Source organism: Mesorhizobium sp. WSM2561 (assembly GCF_000513915.1).
In the GTDB taxonomy this organism is placed as follows: domain Bacteria; phylum Pseudomonadota; class Alphaproteobacteria; order Rhizobiales; family Rhizobiaceae; genus Mesorhizobium; species Mesorhizobium muleiense.
Genome location: NZ_AZUX01000001.1, coordinates 134,417 through 150,418, shown reverse-complemented (window position 1 = coordinate 150,418; position 16,002 = coordinate 134,417). Strand labels below are relative to the sequence as shown.

16 protein-coding genes and 1 pseudogene are annotated in these 16,002 nt (G+C 62.2%); 9 read left to right on the top strand and 8 right to left on the bottom strand.

All coding sequences use genetic code 11. The features are described 5' to 3' along the window. Positions 1-24 precede the first annotated feature (24 nt). The 7 genes and pseudogenes from M727_RS35490 to M727_RS0100715 all read left to right on the top strand — a co-directional run bounded on the left by M727_RS35490 (position 25) and on the right by M727_RS0100715 (position 5,777). Positions 25-567, top strand: a pseudogene (locus M727_RS35490) (DUF2938 family protein). 270 nt (positions 568-837) lie between these two features. Continuing rightward, positions 838-1,479 (top strand): 50S ribosomal protein L25/general stress protein Ctc, encoded by a 642-nt coding sequence (locus M727_RS0100740; protein ID WP_027151047.1) that lies wholly within the window; start codon positions 838-840, stop codon positions 1,477-1,479. A 22-nt stretch (positions 1,480-1,501) separates the two neighbouring features. Then, on the top strand, positions 1,502-2,227 hold the full coding sequence (gene pth / locus M727_RS0100735) for an aminoacyl-tRNA hydrolase (RefSeq protein WP_027151046.1): 726 nt from the start codon (positions 1,502-1,504) through the stop codon (positions 2,225-2,227). 97 nt (positions 2,228-2,324) lie between these two features. Beyond that, positions 2,325-3,428: a redox-regulated ATPase YchF gene (ychF, locus tag M727_RS0100730; RefSeq protein WP_027151045.1), complete on the top strand. Its 1,104-nt coding sequence runs from the start codon at positions 2,325-2,327 to the stop codon at positions 3,426-3,428. 265 nt (positions 3,429-3,693) lie between these two features. Further along, the gene (gene corA / locus M727_RS0100725) at positions 3,694-4,668 is read left to right on the top strand and encodes a magnesium/cobalt transporter CorA (protein WP_027151044.1); all 975 of its coding nucleotides are present in this window, start codon (positions 3,694-3,696) and stop codon (positions 4,666-4,668) included. A 126-nt stretch (positions 4,669-4,794) separates the two neighbouring features. Next, positions 4,795-5,310, top strand: coding sequence for a MaoC family dehydratase (locus M727_RS35485; protein ID WP_036261008.1), 516 nt, complete (start codon positions 4,795-4,797; stop codon positions 5,308-5,310). Then, entirely contained in the window at positions 5,307-5,777 is a 471-nt protein-coding gene (locus M727_RS0100715; protein ID WP_027151043.1) for a MaoC family dehydratase, read from the top strand. Before M727_RS35485 ends, M727_RS0100715 begins: the two co-directional genes overlap by 4 nt. A gap of 169 nt (positions 5,778-5,946) precedes the next feature. On the opposite strand, the gene M727_RS0100710 is transcribed toward M727_RS0100715, so the two are convergent. The 4 genes from M727_RS0100710 to petA all read right to left on the bottom strand — a co-directional run bounded on the left by M727_RS0100710 (position 5,947) and on the right by petA (position 9,565). Beyond that, positions 5,947-6,492, bottom strand: a complete 546-nt coding sequence (locus tag M727_RS0100710; RefSeq protein WP_027151042.1) for an adenine phosphoribosyltransferase — start codon at positions 6,490-6,492, stop codon at positions 5,947-5,949. 229 nt (positions 6,493-6,721) lie between these two features. Continuing rightward, positions 6,722-7,594, bottom strand: coding sequence for a cytochrome c1 (locus tag M727_RS0100705; RefSeq protein ID WP_027151041.1), 873 nt, complete (start codon positions 7,592-7,594; stop codon positions 6,722-6,724). An 89-nt stretch (positions 7,595-7,683) separates the two neighbouring features. Next, positions 7,684-8,988: a cytochrome b/b6 gene (locus tag M727_RS0100700; protein ID WP_027151040.1), complete on the bottom strand. Its 1,305-nt coding sequence runs from the start codon at positions 8,986-8,988 to the stop codon at positions 7,684-7,686. A gap of 16 nt (positions 8,989-9,004) precedes the next feature. Further along, on the bottom strand, positions 9,005-9,565 hold the full coding sequence (gene petA / locus M727_RS0100695; protein ID WP_027151039.1) for a ubiquinol-cytochrome c reductase iron-sulfur subunit: 561 nt from the start codon (positions 9,563-9,565) through the stop codon (positions 9,005-9,007). A gap of 302 nt (positions 9,566-9,867) precedes the next feature. Here petA and M727_RS0100690 point away from each other — a divergent pair, with 302 nt between their 5' ends. After that, positions 9,868-10,224: a cupin domain-containing protein gene (locus tag M727_RS0100690; protein ID WP_027151038.1), complete on the top strand. Its 357-nt coding sequence runs from the start codon at positions 9,868-9,870 to the stop codon at positions 10,222-10,224. A gap of 293 nt (positions 10,225-10,517) precedes the next feature. On the opposite strand, the gene M727_RS0100685 is transcribed toward M727_RS0100690, so the two are convergent. Then, positions 10,518-11,135, bottom strand: coding sequence for a hypothetical protein (locus M727_RS0100685; protein WP_027151037.1), 618 nt, complete (start codon positions 11,133-11,135; stop codon positions 10,518-10,520). A 322-nt stretch (positions 11,136-11,457) separates the two neighbouring features. After that, positions 11,458-11,760, bottom strand: a complete 303-nt coding sequence (locus M727_RS0100680; RefSeq protein ID WP_027151036.1) for a hypothetical protein — start codon at positions 11,758-11,760, stop codon at positions 11,458-11,460. A gap of 88 nt (positions 11,761-11,848) precedes the next feature. Between M727_RS0100680 and M727_RS0100675 the strand changes: the two genes are divergently transcribed. Then, positions 11,849-13,522 (top strand): winged helix-turn-helix domain-containing protein, encoded by a 1,674-nt coding sequence (locus M727_RS0100675; RefSeq protein ID WP_027151035.1) that lies wholly within the window; start codon positions 11,849-11,851, stop codon positions 13,520-13,522. Between the two features lie 236 nt (positions 13,523-13,758). On the opposite strand, the gene M727_RS0100670 is transcribed toward M727_RS0100675, so the two are convergent. Together M727_RS0100670 and M727_RS35480 are read right to left on the bottom strand one after the other, a co-directional pair. Continuing rightward, positions 13,759-14,073 (bottom strand): DUF6665 family protein, encoded by a 315-nt coding sequence (locus M727_RS0100670; RefSeq protein WP_027151034.1) that lies wholly within the window; start codon positions 14,071-14,073, stop codon positions 13,759-13,761. A 30-nt stretch (positions 14,074-14,103) separates the two neighbouring features. Continuing rightward, positions 14,104-15,987, bottom strand: coding sequence for an ABC transporter ATP-binding protein (locus tag M727_RS35480; RefSeq protein ID WP_036261004.1), 1,884 nt, complete (start codon positions 15,985-15,987; stop codon positions 14,104-14,106). Positions 15,988-16,002 lie beyond the last annotated feature (15 nt).

Genomic DNA, 16,002 nt, shown 5'->3' with positions numbered 1-16,002 from the left:
AAGCATGGACAGGGCAGGAGCAGAATGAACGAGCAGTTGGAGTTCGTTGTCCGCGCAGCCGCGATCGGAATGGGGGCGACGGCGGTGATGGATGTTTGGGGATTGTTTCTGAAACGAACGTTGGCGATTCCGCCGCTTGATTATGCCTGGGTCGGCCGCTGGATCGGCCACTTTCCGCGAGGACGTTTCGCGCATGCGAATATCGCGCAGGCTCGCCGAATTCGGGGCGAAACGCCTATCGGATGGGTTGCGCATTACGCGATCGGCATCGTCTTTGCTGCATTGCTGATGGCAGTATGGGGCCTCGACTGGGCACGACACCCGACATTGCTTCCCGCCCTTGTGGTGGGTCCACTGTCGTCGCCCCGTTCTTCATAATGCAGCCAGCCTTTGGCGCCGGAATTGCAGCGTCGAAAACGCCCAGTCGGAACACCGCGCGTCTGCGCGGCCTCATGTCTCATCTGTCCTTCGGGGTCGGGCTGTACGGCGCTGCGTTGCTTTCGGCACTCCTGTTTCCGGTCTGATCGATCGCGGTCGGCTTTCAAGACGCAACCCCAATATTCTTGAAAATGGGGAGCAAGCACGAAATTCAAAAGCGAGACACTGCCCACCCGCATTGGCCACCCGCCTTTGGCTTGCACCCCGCCGCGCCTTCCGCTATAGAGCCGCCACCCGCGTAGACACCCTTGGAGGCAACGCGGCGGAAGGCTGTCCGGCCTCACGTGATCCCAAAAAGATTTTGGACCAGATCATGTAAGGCCATGACGGCTTTCGACGTTTACGGCCCAGGCATCTCGCCGGCCGCGAACGCTCCAGAACAACGCGAAAGGAAATGCCATGAGCCAAGCTTCTTACGAGCTCAAGGCCGAAGCGCGCGAACAGGTCGGTAAGGGGTCCGCCCGTGCAGTTCGCCGCAACGGTAAAGTGCCTGCAGTAATCTACGGCGACAAGCAGCCTCCCCTGGCGATTGCGCTGACCTACAAGGACATCTACTACAAGATCCATGGCGGCGGGTTCCTGACCACGATCGCCACGATCGATGTCGACGGCAAGAAGATCCAGGTCCTGCCCAAGGACTACCAGCTCGACCCGGTCAAGGATTTTCCGGTCCATGTCGACTTCCTGCGCATCGGCAAGGACACCGAAGTCAATGTCGACGTGCCGGTCCACTTCATCAACGAGGACAAGTCGCCCGGCCTCAAGCGCGGCGGCGTGCTCAACATCGTGCGTCACGAGGTCGAGTTCCACTGCCCGGCCAATGCGATCCCGGAATTCATCACCGTCGATCTCACCGGCACCGATATCGGCGATTCGATCCACATCTCGGCGGTCAAGCTGCCGGCCGGCGTCAAGCCGGTGATCTCCGACCGCGACTTCACCGTCGCGACCATTGCCGGCTCCTCGGCGATGAAGCCGGAGGCTGAAGAGACGGTCGAAGCGGCTGAACCCGAAGCGGCTCCTGCCGACGAAGAGAAGTAATCCTTTCCGCCCGGAGGTGACGATGCTGCTGTTTGCAGGTCTCGGCAATCCGGGCGCGAAATACGCTGACAATCGGCACAATGTCGGCTTCATGGCGGCGGACGCAATCGCCCGCCGCCATTCCTTTTCGCCCTGGTCGAAAAAGTTCCAGGGCCTGATCGCCGAAGGCACGCTTGCCGGCGAAAAAATCATCCTGATCAAGCCGCAGACCTTCATGAACCTGTCCGGCCAGTCGGTCGGCGAGGCCCTGCGCTTTTACAAGCTCGACGCTTCGGCGCTGACCGTCTTTTATGACGAGATCGACCTTGCCGCCGGCAAGGTGCGGGTCAAGGTCGGCGGCGGTTCCGGTGGCCACAACGGTATCCGCTCGCTCGAGCAGCATGTCGGCAAGGATTTCCGCCGTGTGCGCATTGGCGTCAGCCACCCCGGCGTTAAGGAAATGGTGCATGGCCATGTGCTTGGCGATTTCGCCAAAGCCGACCGCGAGTGGCTGGCCGTGCTGCTCGACACCATCGCCGACGATGCCGGACTGCTTGCCAAGGGCGACGACAATTCCTTCATGAATCGCGTGACGCTGGCCTTGCGTGACAAGCTCACGCCGACGGGCGACGACGACCGCCCGCCACCCAAGGCGCCGAAAGCACAAAGCCACGTTCGCCAGGCGCGGCCGCAGCAGCCGGCGGCCAAGCTGCCCGAAACCGGCCCGATGGCCGCCATGCTGAAGAAGCTGTTTGGCGGCAAGGGTTGAGCCTGGCCACGGATCGGGGCTGCAGGGCTTGACGTTCGTCACCCGTTTCGCCCATAGCCCTCATCAAATTTCGATTTCCCGATAGGACCGGATAAAAATGGGTTTCAAATGCGGCATCGTTGGCTTGCCCAACGTCGGCAAGTCGACGCTTTTCAACGCGCTGACCAGAACGGCGGCGGCGCAAGCCGCCAATTATCCGTTCTGCACCATCGAACCGAACACCGGCGAAGTCGCGGTGCCCGACCCGCGCCTGCAAAAAATCGCCGCGATCGGCAAGTCGAAGGAGATCATCCCGACCCGCATCTCGTTCGTCGACATCGCCGGCCTGGTGCGCGGCGCCTCGAAAGGCGAAGGGCTGGGCAACCAGTTCCTGGCCAATATCCGCGAGGTCGACGCCATCGTCCATGTGCTGCGCTGTTTCGAGGATGACGACATCACCCATGTCGAGGGCCGCATCGATCCCGTCGCCGACGCCGAGACCGTCGAGACCGAGTTGATGCTCGCCGACCTCGACAGCCTCGAGCGCCGCATCGTGCAGTTCCGCAAGCGCGCTTCCGGCAAGGACAAGGAGGCGCTGACCGTGCTTCCGATGATGGAAGCCGCCCTTGAACTCCTGCAGGCCGGCAAGCCGGCCCGCATCCTGCTCAAAAATATCTCCGCGGAGGATCTGCGCATCCTGCAGGGGCTGAACCTGCTGACATCGCACCCCGTGCTCTATGTCTGCAATGTCGCCGAGGCCGATGCTGCCACCGGCAACGCACACACCAAAGCGGTCGAACAGATGGCTGCCACGCAAGGCGCCCGCACCGTGGTGATTTCGGCGGCGATCGAAGCCGAGGTCGCGCAGCTCAGCGACGAAGAGGAAATGGAATTTTTGGCGACGCTGGGCCTCGACGAACCCGGCCTGAACAAGGTGATCCGCGCCGGCTACGAGTTGCTGCAGCTCATCACCTATTTCACCGTCGGGCCGAAGGAGACGCGCGCCTGGACCGTGCACAAGGGCGCCAAGGCGCCACAGGCGGCAGGCGTCATCCACACCGATTTCGAGCGCGGCTTCATCCGCGCCCAGACCATCGCCTACAACGACTTCGTCACGCTGGGCGGCGAAGTGGCGGCCAAGGAAGCCGGCAAGGCGCGCGACGAAGGCAAGGAGTATGTCGTCCAGGACGGCGACATCATGCTGTTCAAGTTCAATACTTGAGGTCACCGACGGCGCCTTCTTCCTTCTCTGGTGCCAAGCTGGAACACCCCTCATCCGACCGAGCTTCGCTCGGCCACCTTCTCCCACAAGGGGAGAAGGAAGAGGCTGCGCGGCTCCCTCCGGCGCGGCTTGACTGCCCGCAATGCCCGGTCTAAGGGGCGTCTGCACCGGCCCCTGCTTTCGTCGAAAGCGCCCGTCCGGTGCAATCCGAAACGACGCGTCCGCTCGAACCCATCCTTTTGGCCTCAGCAAGGGAGACCCGGCGATGATCAAGGCATTCGTCGTCGACAATGATCGCCTGCGCCTTGCCGACGATCTCCTGGCAAACAGCGACCAGGTCGTCTGGGCCGACCTTGTGAGCCCGACAAAGGAAGAGGAAGCGGCGATCGAGGCGTGGCTCGGCGTTGCCATTCCGACGCGCGAGGAGATGGAGGAGATCGAGATTTCGAGCCGCCTCTATGTCGAGGACGGCGCCTATTTCATGACCGCCATTCTGCCGGCCCAGACCGAGGCCGACGATCCCCTGATGTCGCCGGTCACCTTCGTGCTGGCCGGCAACAGGCTGATCACCGTGCGCTACCACGAACCGAAGGCCTTCAAGACGTTTCCGCAGCGTGCCGAGAAGGTGGCGACCGGCTGCACCAGCGGCGACACCATCCTGATCGGCCTGCTGGAGGCGATCGTCGACCGCCTCGCCGACATTCTGGAGCGCGCCGGCCGCGACATCGAGACGATCTCGCGCGACATCTTCCAGCCAAGCTCGACCAAGGCGTCGAAGCGCAATCGCGATTTTCAGGAATTGCTGAAGGCGATCGGCCGCAAGGAGGACATCGCCTCCTCGATCCGCGACAGCCTGATCTCGCTGCAGCGGCTCGCCGGCTTCCTCACCCACGCCTCGACCCAGACCAAGATGAGCAAGGACATCCGCGCTCGCATCAAGACCTTGTCGCGCGATGTGCTGTCGCTCGCCGACCACGCAACCTTCCTGTCGCAGAAGATCAACTTCCTGCTCGACGCGACGCTCGGCATGATCTCGATCGAGCAGAACGCCATCATCAAGATCTTCTCTGTCGCCGCGGTCATCTTCCTGCCGCCGACGCTGGTCGCCTCGATCTACGGCATGAATTTCAATGTCATGCCCGAGCTGACCTGGAACTTCGGCTATCCTTTCGCCATCGGCTTGATGATCCTCTCGGCGATCCTGCCCTTCTGGTATTTCCGCCGCCGCGGCTGGTTGTAGGGGCTTCGGAACTTCCATTGCGTTGAGCGTGATGGCCTGGCGCACCAGAAATGACTTGACCGCCCCTCCTGCATCCGGGAAACCCGATCCATGGCGATCGTACAATCTTGAACCGGATGCCAGACCATGACCGGAAAGAACGCAAAGACCTCGGCCCATGAAAAGACTGGGGCCTATGAAAAGACCTGGGCCTATGAGGATTTCGTCGAGGGCGCCTCGCTCGACCTCGGCACGAAGCTGGTGAGTGCGGCCGAGATCGTCGAATTCGCGCAAGAGTTCGATGCGCAGCCGATGCATCTCGACGAGGCGGCGGGCAGGGCCAGCATCCTTGGCGGGCTGGCGGCCTCCGGCTGGCACACCTGCGCGATGTTCATGCGCATGCTGTGCGACGCCTTCCTGCTGGACTCGACCTCGCAAGGCGCCCCCGGGGTCGACCAGGTCCGGTGGAAGAGGCCGGTGCTGGCCGGCGACATCTTGAGCGGCAGCACCACCGTCCTTGCCAAGCGCCTGTCCAGGTCCAAGCCGCAGCTCGGTCTCGTCACTTTGCGCAGCGAGCTTTTCAACCAGCGCGGCGAAGGCGTTTTCGAACTCGAGAACACGGTCATGTTCCTCGCCCGTGGTGCCGCACAGGACCGCTCATGACATTGGACGAGTTCTTCTGCATCGGCGTCACCGTCACCCTCGGCTCGCATAGATTCGAGCCCGAGGCGATCAAGGCGTTCGCCAGGAAATACGATCCGCAGATATTCCATCTCGACGAAGAGGCGGCGAAGAACAGCGTGTTCGGCGGCCTGTGCGCCTCCGGCTGGCACACAGCTGCAACCTGGATGAAGCTGAACCTCGAGACCGGTGTGGAGGCCGAGGGCGCCCGCTGGGCCGGCGCTGGGCCCGCCCCCGAATTCGGCCCCTCGCCCGGCTTCAAGAACCTCAAATGGCTAAAACCCGTCTATGCCGGAGAAACCGTGACCTTCACCCGCACCGCACTTGCCCACCGCCCCATCGCATCGCGGCCGGGCTGGCGAGTGCTGACGCTGCGCTCGGAAGCTTTCGATTCGACCGGCGACAAGGTCATCGAGTTCGAAAGCGCCGTGCTGGTGAAGGTGGGATAAGCAGAGTTCTTTCCTTCTCCCCTTGTGGGAGAAGGTGGATCGGCGCGTAGCGCCGAGACGGATGAGGGGTGCTCCAGCTTGGCACTGCGGCACTCCGTGCAGCACCCCTCATCCGACCTCGCTTCGCGAGCCCACCTTCTCCCACAAGGGGAGAAGGCAGAACACTCTCTCAATGCCCTTCGAACCCGATCAGCGTCCTGACCGGCACGCCGAGCGCCTCGAGCTTGTCGCGGCCGCCGAGGTCCGGCAGGTCGATGACGAAGCAGGCGGTGAGGATGTCGGCGCCGATCTGCCGCAGCAGCTTGACCGCTGCCTCTGCCGTGCCGCCGGTGGCGATCAGGTCGTCGACGAGGATCACCTTCTCACCCGGAGACACGCCATCCCTGTGCATCTCCATCTCGTCCAGCCCGTATTCGAGGCTGTAGGCGACGCGCACCGTCTCGTAAGGCAGCTTGCCCTTCTTGCGGATCGGCACGAAGCCGGCCGAGAGCTGGTGGGCGACGGCGCCGCCAAGGATGAAACCGCGCGCCTCGATACCGGCGATCTTGTCGACCTTCTGGCCGGCATAGGGATGCACCAGCTCGTCGATGGCGCGGCGGAAGGCGCGCGCATTGCTTAGCAGCGTGGTGATGTCGCGAAACAGGATGCCCGGCTTCGGATAGTCCGGAATGGTGCGGATCGCGGCAAGCAGCGTGTCTTCGAGCGAAGGTTTCATGGGGCGGCTCTCCGGGCGTTCGTCCGACTTGAAGACGTGAAAGGGAATTTTGGCCGATCGTAACCCGGCGCGGCCGGCGACGGCTACCGCGATGTCGCGCCTGGAAGAAAATTGTCCGGCAAAGGACTGGAGCCGGCGACCTTCGGAGGCGGTCTTCGGAGGCAGTCCTCAGAACATGCAAAAAAAGGGCGCCCTTCGATGCCCTTTTGATCTCGTGGTTTTCCGTAGCTCAGTGCGCCACGCCGGCCCACACCTTGCGCTTGGTCAGATAGACCAGCGCGCCGAACAGCAACAGGAAGACCAGCACGCGAAAGCCGGTCTTCTTGCGGGCTTCCAGATGCGGCTCGGCTGCCCACATCAGGAAGGCCGACACGTCGCGGGAATACTGGTCGACCGTCTGCGGCGAGCCGTCGTCATAGGTCACCTGATCGTCTGAAAGCGGGTTGGGCATCTTCAGCGAGACGCCGGCTATGAAGTACGGATTGTAGTGGGTGCCTTCCGGTATCTCCATGCCCGCCGGCGGCTGCTCGTCATAGCCGGTCAGCAGCGAGTGGATGTAGTCGGGACCGCCCTGGGCGTATTGCGTGAAGATGTCGAAGATGAAACGCGGAAAACCGCGCGTGACGCCCCGCGCCTTGGCCAGCAGCGACATATCGGGCGGCGCAGCCCCGCCATTGGCGGCCGCTGCTGCCTGGTCGTTGGGGAACGGCGCCGGAAAATGGTCGGACGGTATGCCGGGACGTTCGAACATGTCGCCGGCATCGTTGGGACCGTCGTTGATCGTGTACTCGGCGGCCAGCGCCTTGACCTGCGCTTCCGAATAGCCAAGATCTTCCAACGTGCGAAACGCCACCAATTTCATCGAATGGCAGGTGGCGCAAACTTCCTTGAAGACCTTCAGCCCACGCTGCAACTGCGCCTTGTCGTAGGTGCCGAAAGGCCCGGCGAAGCTCCAGTCCATCTCCTTCGGCTGGTGTATCGGGAAATGCGTCGGCGCGGCTTCGCTGTGCGCCTCCTCCTGGGCGATCGCCCCGGTGGTCGCGGCCGCGGTGCCTGCCAGCACAAGGCCGAGCAGCGCCAGCGAGGTGAGAATCGTCTTCATACCAAATCCCCTTGAGATTCTCTGGCGCGCTGTCGTCGTCTCGAGCATGATCTTGTCCGAAAACCGGTCTCCACTTTTCGGGGTCATGCTCAGCCCTTGGTTTCCGGCGCGGCTGTCGCGCGAGCCGGATGCCCGCCACCGCCACCCTTGTTCTTCTCGAGAACTGCCTCGGTGATCGAGTTCGGCAATCGCCGCGGCTTCTCGACCAGGCCCAGCACCGGCAGCACGACCAGGAAGAAGGCGAAGTAGAACAAAGTCGCCATCTGCGCCATGAAGACATAGCTGCCCTCGGCCGGCTGCGAGCCCAGCCAGCCAAGCAGGACGGCATCAATCACGAACAGCCAGAAGAACAGCTTGTACCAGGGCCGGTAGACCGCCGAGCGCACCTTCGAGGTGTCGAGCCACGGCACCAGGAACAGCATGGCGATGGAGCCGAACATCGCGAGCACGCCACCGAGCTTGGAGTTGATCGGCCCGATATTGAAGGTGATGGCGCGCAGGATCGCGTAGAACGGCAGGAAGTACCATTCCGGCACGATGTGGGCCGGCGTCTTCAGCGGGTCGGCGACGACGTAGTTGTCGGGGTGGCCGAGAAAGTTCGGCAGGTAGAAGACGAAATAGGCGAAGATGAACAGGAACACCAGCATCCCGAACGCGTCCTTGATGGTCGCGTAAGGGGTGAAGGCGACGGTATCGGTCTTCGATTTGACCTCGATGCCGGTCGGGTTCGACTGGCCGACCACATGCAGCGCCCATATGTGCAGCACGACGACGCCGGCGATCATGAACGGCAGCAGATAGTGCAGTGAAAAGAAACGGTTCAGCGTCGGGTTGTCGACGGCGAAGCCGCCGAGCAGAAGCTGCTGGATCCATTCGCCGACCAGCGGAATGGCGGTGAAGAAGCCGGTGATGACGGTCGCGCCCCAGAACGACATCTGTCCCCAGGGCAGCACATAGCCCATGAAGCCTGTCGCCATCATCAGGAGATAGATGATGCAGCCGAGGATCCACAGAAGCTCGCGCGGCGCCTTGTAGGAGCCGTAATAGAGGCCGCGGAAGATGTGGATGTAGACGGCGACGAAGAAGAACGACGCGCCGTTCGAATGCATGTAGCGCAACAGCCAGCCCGAGTTCACGTCGCGCATGATCTTCTCGACCGAATCGAAGGCGAGACTGCTGTCCGCCGCGTAGTGCATGGCCAGCACGATCCCGGTCAGAATCTGCGCCCCCAGCATGAGCGCCAGGATGCCGCCGAAGGTCCACGCATAATTGAGGTTGCGCGGCACCGGATAGGCGACGAAGCTGTCATAGACCAGCCGCGGCAGCGGCATGCGGGCGTCGACCCAGCGTCCGATACCGGTCTTGGGCGTATAGGTCGAGTGTCCCTCGCTCATCGAAATGTCCCTCGCCTCAGCCGATACGGATCTTGGTGTCGGAAATGAACTGGAATACCGGCACCGACATGTTCTCCGGCGCCGGTCCGCCGCGGACGCGGCCGGCGGTGTCGTATGTCGAACCGTGGCACGGGCAGAACCAGCCGCCGAACTCGCCTTCCTGGCCGAGCGGAATGCAGCCGAGATGGGTGCAGACCTGGACCATCACCATCCAGGCCTCCTTGCCCGGCATGGTGCGGTTGGCGTCCGTCGCCGGCGCATCGGCCGGCAGATTGGCGTTACGGGCGAGCGGATCCTTGAGCTCGGCCAGATTGACCGCCTCGCCGTCCTTCATCTCTTGTTCGGTGCGGTTGCGCACCACCACCGGCTTGCCGCGCCATTTCACGACAAGCGACGTTCCCGGAGTCAGCGAGGAGACGTCGACCTCGACCGAGGCCAGCGCCAGCGTCGAGGCATCCGGGCGCATCTGGTCGATGAACGGCCAGGCGACGGCACCCGCGCCGACCACCGCGGCCATGCCCGTGGCGACGTAGAGAAAATCACGACGGTTGGGATCCTGGATGTCGGTTGCGCTCACGGGTGCCTGATCCTTTCGCCTCTTCCGTGCCGGTGGCCGAGGCTTGTTCCCCGCTCTTTCACGCCAACCCGACAGCGCATTGCGAACAGGCTAGCGAATTCCTCCGGCAATTGGCCTTCGGTTTATGCGTGAAGCCCGTTTTTGTCCAGACGGGTGAAGGCACAAGGGCAGATTGTCGCGGGGACGCAATTCGACGGCGGACGGCGTGGCGACGAAGACGGCGAAACCACAGGAAAACAATGGAAAAACGGGAGCCGGTGTTTGCCTCGACAGGAGACCCAGCCTCGGTCTATCCTCGGCTCATGGCGCATGTCATCGACCGCGACAAATGGGCCAGGACGCCCGACCGCTGCCCCGACCATTGGCAGGGTGAACTGCAGTGCGGCGCCTACGGCTCCAGAAGCTGCCTGATCTTCAACCATCTGCCGGAGATCGGCGGCGGCCCGCGGCTGCACATGCATCCCTATTGCGAGATTTTCATTATCCGCGCTGGCACCGGCCTGTTCACCGTCGGCGACCGGCAGATCGAGGCGTCGGCTGGCCAGATCCTGATCGTGCCGCCGAACACGCCGCACAAATTCACCAATCTCGGCCCAGGCCCGCTGGAGACCACCGACATCCACGAAAACGGCAGTTTCATCACCGAATGGCTCGAGTAGGCCATGATCACGAACCGAAGGTCCGCGTTAGCGAAAACCGGAACCGGTTTTCGGAAAAGATCATGGTCGAACTAGTGGTGAAAATCTGACGCTTGGTACCCGAGGTTAGACAACCGCTTTGGTGGAGAGCGGAAGTACCAGGAATTGTCATCTGTAGCAGGATTGAGGTCCAAAACTGCCATTCGATGATGCGTGTAAGCGAAAATCCAAAATCTTCTGGAATCTTGCGGATCTTCGCTTGGGTGCCGTCTCAGCTCGTCGCGAACATTCGCGCCACCCCGGCAATTGTCGCCTCAGTCGAGGCTGGCCGGCGACGAGAACGGCTGATTGGCGTCCACCACGAAGATGGCCAGCTCGTCGAGATCGGTGGTGCCGGCGTTGAACACCTCCATCTGCGTATCGGCCCCGTGTCCGGTCATGGTCGTGCCAGCTTCAGCGTAGGTTACGCCCTGGGGCGTCCTCTGGCCGAGCTTGCCGGCCAGCACATAGAAGGCCTCCGGTCCCGGATGTGTATGGATCGCCGACTTGGCACCGGGCGCTCCACCGGCGCGGTTGACGCGCAGCAAATACTCGCTCGCGCTGATCGGCGGAAGGGGACCGATCTCGACGACCTTGGTTCCGCCGGGCGTAGAGCCATCCTTCGGTCCAAGCGTGAACAGCCAGACCTTGCCTGCGACCTCCGCCGCAAGCGAGGTCGGGCCCGCAGCGGTTTGGGCCTGCGCCAGCGTTGGGAAATTTTCCAGCCGCCAGTACAACGGTCCGGAGGGCAGTTCCTTCACCTTTTTCTCAACCACCGGCTCGACGGCGAATTTGCTGTCTGCGGGCATTGAGGCTGACGTCATCAACCCGAAAGCACACAGGGAGAACAGAAGCACGCCAATACGGCGAGCGCTGAGAGAATGCGGCTTCATGGTCGGTCCTCCTTTGCATGGTCGTCCCCGCGACCAAAATATTAGCTGCTGCTAAGATAGCATCTTTGCCGCCTTACGGCACGACCAAATTCGGGCCACCCCCGAGAGCGCCTGCCGCCAAAGAGGTCGGATCGCGAAGGTCCGATTGTCGCGCGACCGCGCCGGGCATTGGCAATTCGGCTGCACCGTAAATGCCGGCTGCAGCAGACATCCTGACACCGACGTGTCTCCGCCTGCCTTCGCTCGTTAAACAATCGCAGCTCCGGCGATATCGCTTGAGGCCAGGTTGCGGTCCGAGCGTGAACAGCCAGACCTTGCAAAATCACGGTTCTGATGCGCAGTCGCAGTAATGGAAGGTGGCGAGATAGCCGGGGAGTACGCGCATGAACTCCTGTTGATGGGTCCAAGCTCTGCATTCGGCCATGGAGGTCATGGGTTTGACGTGGGGGAGCCTGATTAGCTTCCCCTGGTTGGTCAGATGGATTGTGACAGCGATAGCGGTGAACATGGCGCGGTCGTCCATCGGCCCGGGGCTACAGAACTTCGCGATGCGGGAATCCGCATTTGCAGCCGTTTGCGCCGCCAGGAGAAGAGCCAGAACGATGATGGGCTTGGTGCGATTCATGTCTTCCTCCGTTCCATCCGGTGCTGATGGGATCGCTTGGAAGCGACGGCCAAATGGGCTACGCTAGGAAGCGCGCCAGGAGGGTGAAATGTCCCGAACGGCTCCTGAAATTGAGCCGAAATCTGCTGAAACGATCACGTTCCGCGGTTTTGTCTTTCTTGCGAAAAGCAGAGAACTCCGAACCGTCGACGGCAAAGCGGTCGATCTTCGCAGCCAGTCCGCCGAGGTGCTCTCCGCGCTCGCGGCGCGACCGGGCGAGATCGTGTCCAAGGATGCGCTGATGCAGGCGGTTTGGCCCGACACCTTCGTCACCGACGACAGCCTGACCCAATGCATTGCCGATATTCGCCGCGCATTGGAAGACGACAAGCACATGATCGTGCAAACCCTCCCAAAGCGAGGCTACCGGCTGCATGCCGATCCATTGGGGGCGGCGGGCCCAAACGCCGTAGCCGGCACGGAACGAGCCAAGACACGATCCTCACGACGCAGTTTGATACTTGCTGCACTCGTTCTGTTCGCTGTCGCGATCAGCGCGTATTTCAGTGCAAAGATGTGGCAATCCGCTCCGGTTCCTTCGAGCGACATGCCCAGGATTGCGGTCCTTCCCTTCGAGGACTTCAGCGCCGGTGCGGACAAGGGATATCTCAGCGATGCCGTCGCCGAGGGGATCATCACCGAGCTTGCGCGGAGCAAGACTTATGCCGTAATCGCCCGGAACTCGAGCTTCAGGTACCGCGATCAGCCGGTTGACATTAGGCAGATCGGAGATGAACTCGGCGTCGACTACCTGCTCGAAGGTAGCCAGCAGAAGATCGGAGACCGGCTGAAAGTGACCGCCCAGTTACTTGATGCGCGTGACGGATCGCATGTCTGGGCCAACAGCTACAACCGGGAGATTGGCGATTTTTTCGTCGTCCAGGAGGAAATCATCCGCACGCTTGCGGATCGGGTCGGGTCGAGCATCGAGCGCCCCCTGCCAAAGAGCGACATCGCGCAGGTCAGCGCGCTCAGCTATTACCTGATGGGAAAGGCCGAGATTAAAGAGGACTTCTCTGCCGAGGGGAACGAGTTGCTACGGCAGTTCAGCCTCAAGGCGATCGATGCGGATCCGAACTCCCAGTTCGGCTATATCGGGATGGCCTGGCACTATCGCAATGACGCGGTTTTCTGGCACAAGCAGGAAAATAACGATGAGGAGGCGTTGAAGCGCGCCGCCGAGTACGCCGACAAGGCGATCCTGCTCGCTCCGAACGATGCCGACTCGCATCATATCCGCGCCCAAATCCACTCCGAAGCGGGAGAGGTCGAGCTGGCCCTTGCACGGTTCAACCTGGCGATAGCCCTGAACCCCAGCGATTCGAATATTCTCGTCCACAGTGCGGGCGTGCTGCTGAATGTTGGCCGCACGGACGACGCGATCGATCGGATCGAGCAGGCCAAGGGCATCGATCCTTTCTACCCAGACTGGTTCAACTGGCAGATGGGCTGGGCGCTCTATGAAAAGAACGATTGCGGGGCTGCACTGACGGCGATGCGGAAAATGTCCAGAATCCCGAGCGGCGCACGCCGCATGCTTGCGGGGATCTACGCTTGTCTGGGAAACCAGCAGGAGGCAAAGGAAGCGCTTGCGGTTTTCCTCAAAGACTCGCCTGGCGACTCCATCAGCAAACAACGCAGGCAGTGGGAGAAGAACTACACCGTCCCCGGAAGCCTCGACCGCTGGATCGAACACATGCGGTTCGCAGGTTTGCCGGAGTGACGGCCGACCGTATACGGCCCGGCAGAAGCCAATTGGCCGTAAAAAAACGTCGAAGCCTATGTGTTACGAGCGCTGGCTGCCCCTCAAAGTGGGATCGTCCTTCTTCGCATGGAATATGGGTGCGGGAAGTCGGCAATAGGGCCGACTTGCGCCATAGTGCGCTCGCACCCGAACTTTTGGAACGGGTCGAAATCGATATTTCGTCTTCAGTACCATCAGATTTTCAACACCATTGTCTATTTCGCGCCGAGCCTGGCCAGCACGGCTTTGGGGATGTTGTATTCCCGGATCACTGCGTCGTGTTTGCGCAAGCCGCACAATTCGCGCTGGATGAAGTAGGCGTGGACCGCCTCGGCCGCGTCCTTGAGCAGCCGGGCGCGTTGCTCGCCATCGTCGCCATGCTCGCGCAATCTCGCCAGCGTCTCATCCACGCGTCGGCCGGCGCGGCCGAGCGCCGCCGCCTTTTCGCCGAGGATTTCATGGCCGAGCAGGTCGAGCGCGCTCTCCTGCGCTCCCGATCGTCCGAAATTCGATGGCATTCGCACCGACATGATTCACTCCGGTTTTGCTGAAATCTGGCCCTACTCCGCCGGCCGAGTGTCCTCCAGCACGCTCTCCTCGTTGAACAGGAAGCCGCCGGACTGCCGCTTCCACAGCCGCGCATAGAGCCCATCGAGCGCCACCAGCTCGTCATGCGTGCCTTGCTCGACGATGCGGCCGCCGTCGAGCACCACCAGGCGATCGAGCGCGGCGATGGTCGACAGCCGGTGCGCGATGGCGATGACCGTCTTGTTCTCCATCAGCCGCACCAGATTTTCCTGGATGGCCGCCTCGATGTCGGAATCAAGCGCCGACGTCGCCTCGTCGAGTATCAGGATCGGCGCGTCCTTGAGGAAGACGCGGGCGATCGCCACGCGCTGGCGCTGGCCGCCAGACAATTTCACGCCGCGCTCGCCGACAAAGGCCTCATAGCCCTGGCGATCGCGATTGTCGCGCAAGTCGAGGATGAAGTCGTGCGCCTCGGCCTTCTTCGCGGCCGCGATCACCTCGGCGTCGGTTGCTTCCGGCATGCCGAGCTTGATGTTGTCGCGCAAGGAACGGTGGAAAAGCGCGGTATCCTGGCTGACGACGCCGATGTTGGCACGCAGCGAATTCTGCGTCACCTTCGAGACGTCCTGGCCGTCGATGGTGATCTTGCCGGCCTCGAGCTCGTAGAGGCGCAGGATTAGATTGGCCAGCGTCGTCTTGCCGGCGCCGGACGGACCGACCAGTCCAACCTTCTCGCCCGGCCGCACGACAAGATCGATGCCGTTGAGCACGCCGAATCCCTTGCCGTAGTGGAACTCGACGTTGTTCACTTCGATCCGGCCGCCGGTCACGACAAGCTCCTTGGCGTCGGGCGTATCGGTCAGGCCGAGCGGCTGCGAGATCAGCGCCTTCGAGTTTTCCAGCACGCCGAGATTCCGCAGGATGCTGTTGAGCTGCATCATCAGCCGGCCGAGCAGCATGTTGAGCCGCAACACCAGGGACAGCGTGAAGGCGACGGCGCCGACGGTGATCGAGCCTTCGATCCAGAGATAGACGGCAAAACAGGCGATCGCGGTGATCATGATCCCCGACAGCGTCGTCAGCGCCATGCGAACGCCGGTCAGCCTGCGGGTGAACGGGCGCAGCGCATCGAGATAGATATTGAAGCCGCTCCTGATGTATCGGTCGTCGCCATCGGCGGAGAACAGCTTCAGCGTCTGCACGTTCGAGTAGGAATCGACAAAGCGGCCGGTGATCATCGAACCGGCCTCTGCGGTTTGCTCGGCATGCTTGCGGATCGCCGGCAGATAGCGCCTGGCCAGCCAGCCGAAGGCGGTGATCCAGATCACCACCAGCGCCGCCAGCCGCAAGTCGAGGCCGGCGACCAGCACCAGCGTCGTTACCGTATAGACGACCATGAACCAGACGACCTCGATGAAGCTTTGCATCAAATCGCCGGTCGCCTGCCCGGCCTGCCAGACTTTTGTTGCGATGCGGCCGGCGAAATCGTTCTGGAAGAAGTTGTAGGACTGGCGCGAGACATGGCGGTGCGCCTGCCAGCGCACCAGATTGTAGAAGCCGGGGGTGATCGTCTGCTCGTCGACCAGCGCCGCCAGGCCGACGACGATGGTGCGGACGACCAGCACCACGGCGGCCATGAAGACAAGTTCGGGACCGGCGGCAGTCCACAGCGCGTCCCAGCTGCGCTCGCCAGGGAGCTGGTCGAGAATGTCGACCAGCCTGCCGACGAAGTAGAACATCCCAGCCTCGACCAGCGGCGCAATGCCGCCGATGACAAGCATGGCGAAGAAGGCGACCTTCGCCTGGCCGACATAGTGCCAGAGGAAACCGCTGACGCTGACCGGTGGCCGAAGGCTCGCGGGCTCCCTGAACGGATAGACCCAGTTCTCGAACCAGCGATAGACGGCAATCATCATTCTGGTGCCATCATT

Coding starts and splice junctions, on each gene's coding strand:
- M727_RS35485 (WP_036261008.1), top strand. CDS start 4,795: ATGACCGGAAAGAACGCAAAGACCTCGGCCCATGAAAAGACTGGGGCC.
- ychF (WP_027151045.1), top strand. CDS start 2,325: ATGGGTTTCAAATGCGGCATCGTTGGCTTGCCCAACGTCGGCAAGTCG.
- M727_RS0100700 (WP_027151040.1), bottom strand. CDS start 8,988: ATGAGCGAGGGACACTCGACCTATACGCCCAAGACCGGTATCGGACGC.
- M727_RS0100715 (WP_027151043.1), top strand. CDS start 5,307: ATGACATTGGACGAGTTCTTCTGCATCGGCGTCACCGTCACCCTCGGC.
- M727_RS35480 (WP_036261004.1), bottom strand. CDS start 15,987: ATGATGATTGCCGTCTATCGCTGGTTCGAGAACTGGGTCTATCCGTTC.
- corA (WP_027151044.1), top strand. CDS start 3,694: ATGATCAAGGCATTCGTCGTCGACAATGATCGCCTGCGCCTTGCCGAC.
- M727_RS0100740 (WP_027151047.1), top strand. CDS start 838: ATGAGCCAAGCTTCTTACGAGCTCAAGGCCGAAGCGCGCGAACAGGTC.
- M727_RS0100675 (WP_027151035.1), top strand. CDS start 11,849: ATGTCCCGAACGGCTCCTGAAATTGAGCCGAAATCTGCTGAAACGATC.
- pth (WP_027151046.1), top strand. CDS start 1,502: ATGCTGCTGTTTGCAGGTCTCGGCAATCCGGGCGCGAAATACGCTGAC.
- M727_RS0100680 (WP_027151036.1), bottom strand. CDS start 11,760: ATGAATCGCACCAAGCCCATCATCGTTCTGGCTCTTCTCCTGGCGGCG.
- M727_RS0100685 (WP_027151037.1), bottom strand. CDS start 11,135: ATGAAGCCGCATTCTCTCAGCGCTCGCCGTATTGGCGTGCTTCTGTTC.
- M727_RS0100705 (WP_027151041.1), bottom strand. CDS start 7,594: ATGAAGACGATTCTCACCTCGCTGGCGCTGCTCGGCCTTGTGCTGGCA.
- M727_RS0100710 (WP_027151042.1), bottom strand. CDS start 6,492: ATGAAACCTTCGCTCGAAGACACGCTGCTTGCCGCGATCCGCACCATT.
- M727_RS0100670 (WP_027151034.1), bottom strand. CDS start 14,073: ATGTCGGTGCGAATGCCATCGAATTTCGGACGATCGGGAGCGCAGGAG.
- M727_RS0100690 (WP_027151038.1), top strand. CDS start 9,868: ATGGCGCATGTCATCGACCGCGACAAATGGGCCAGGACGCCCGACCGC.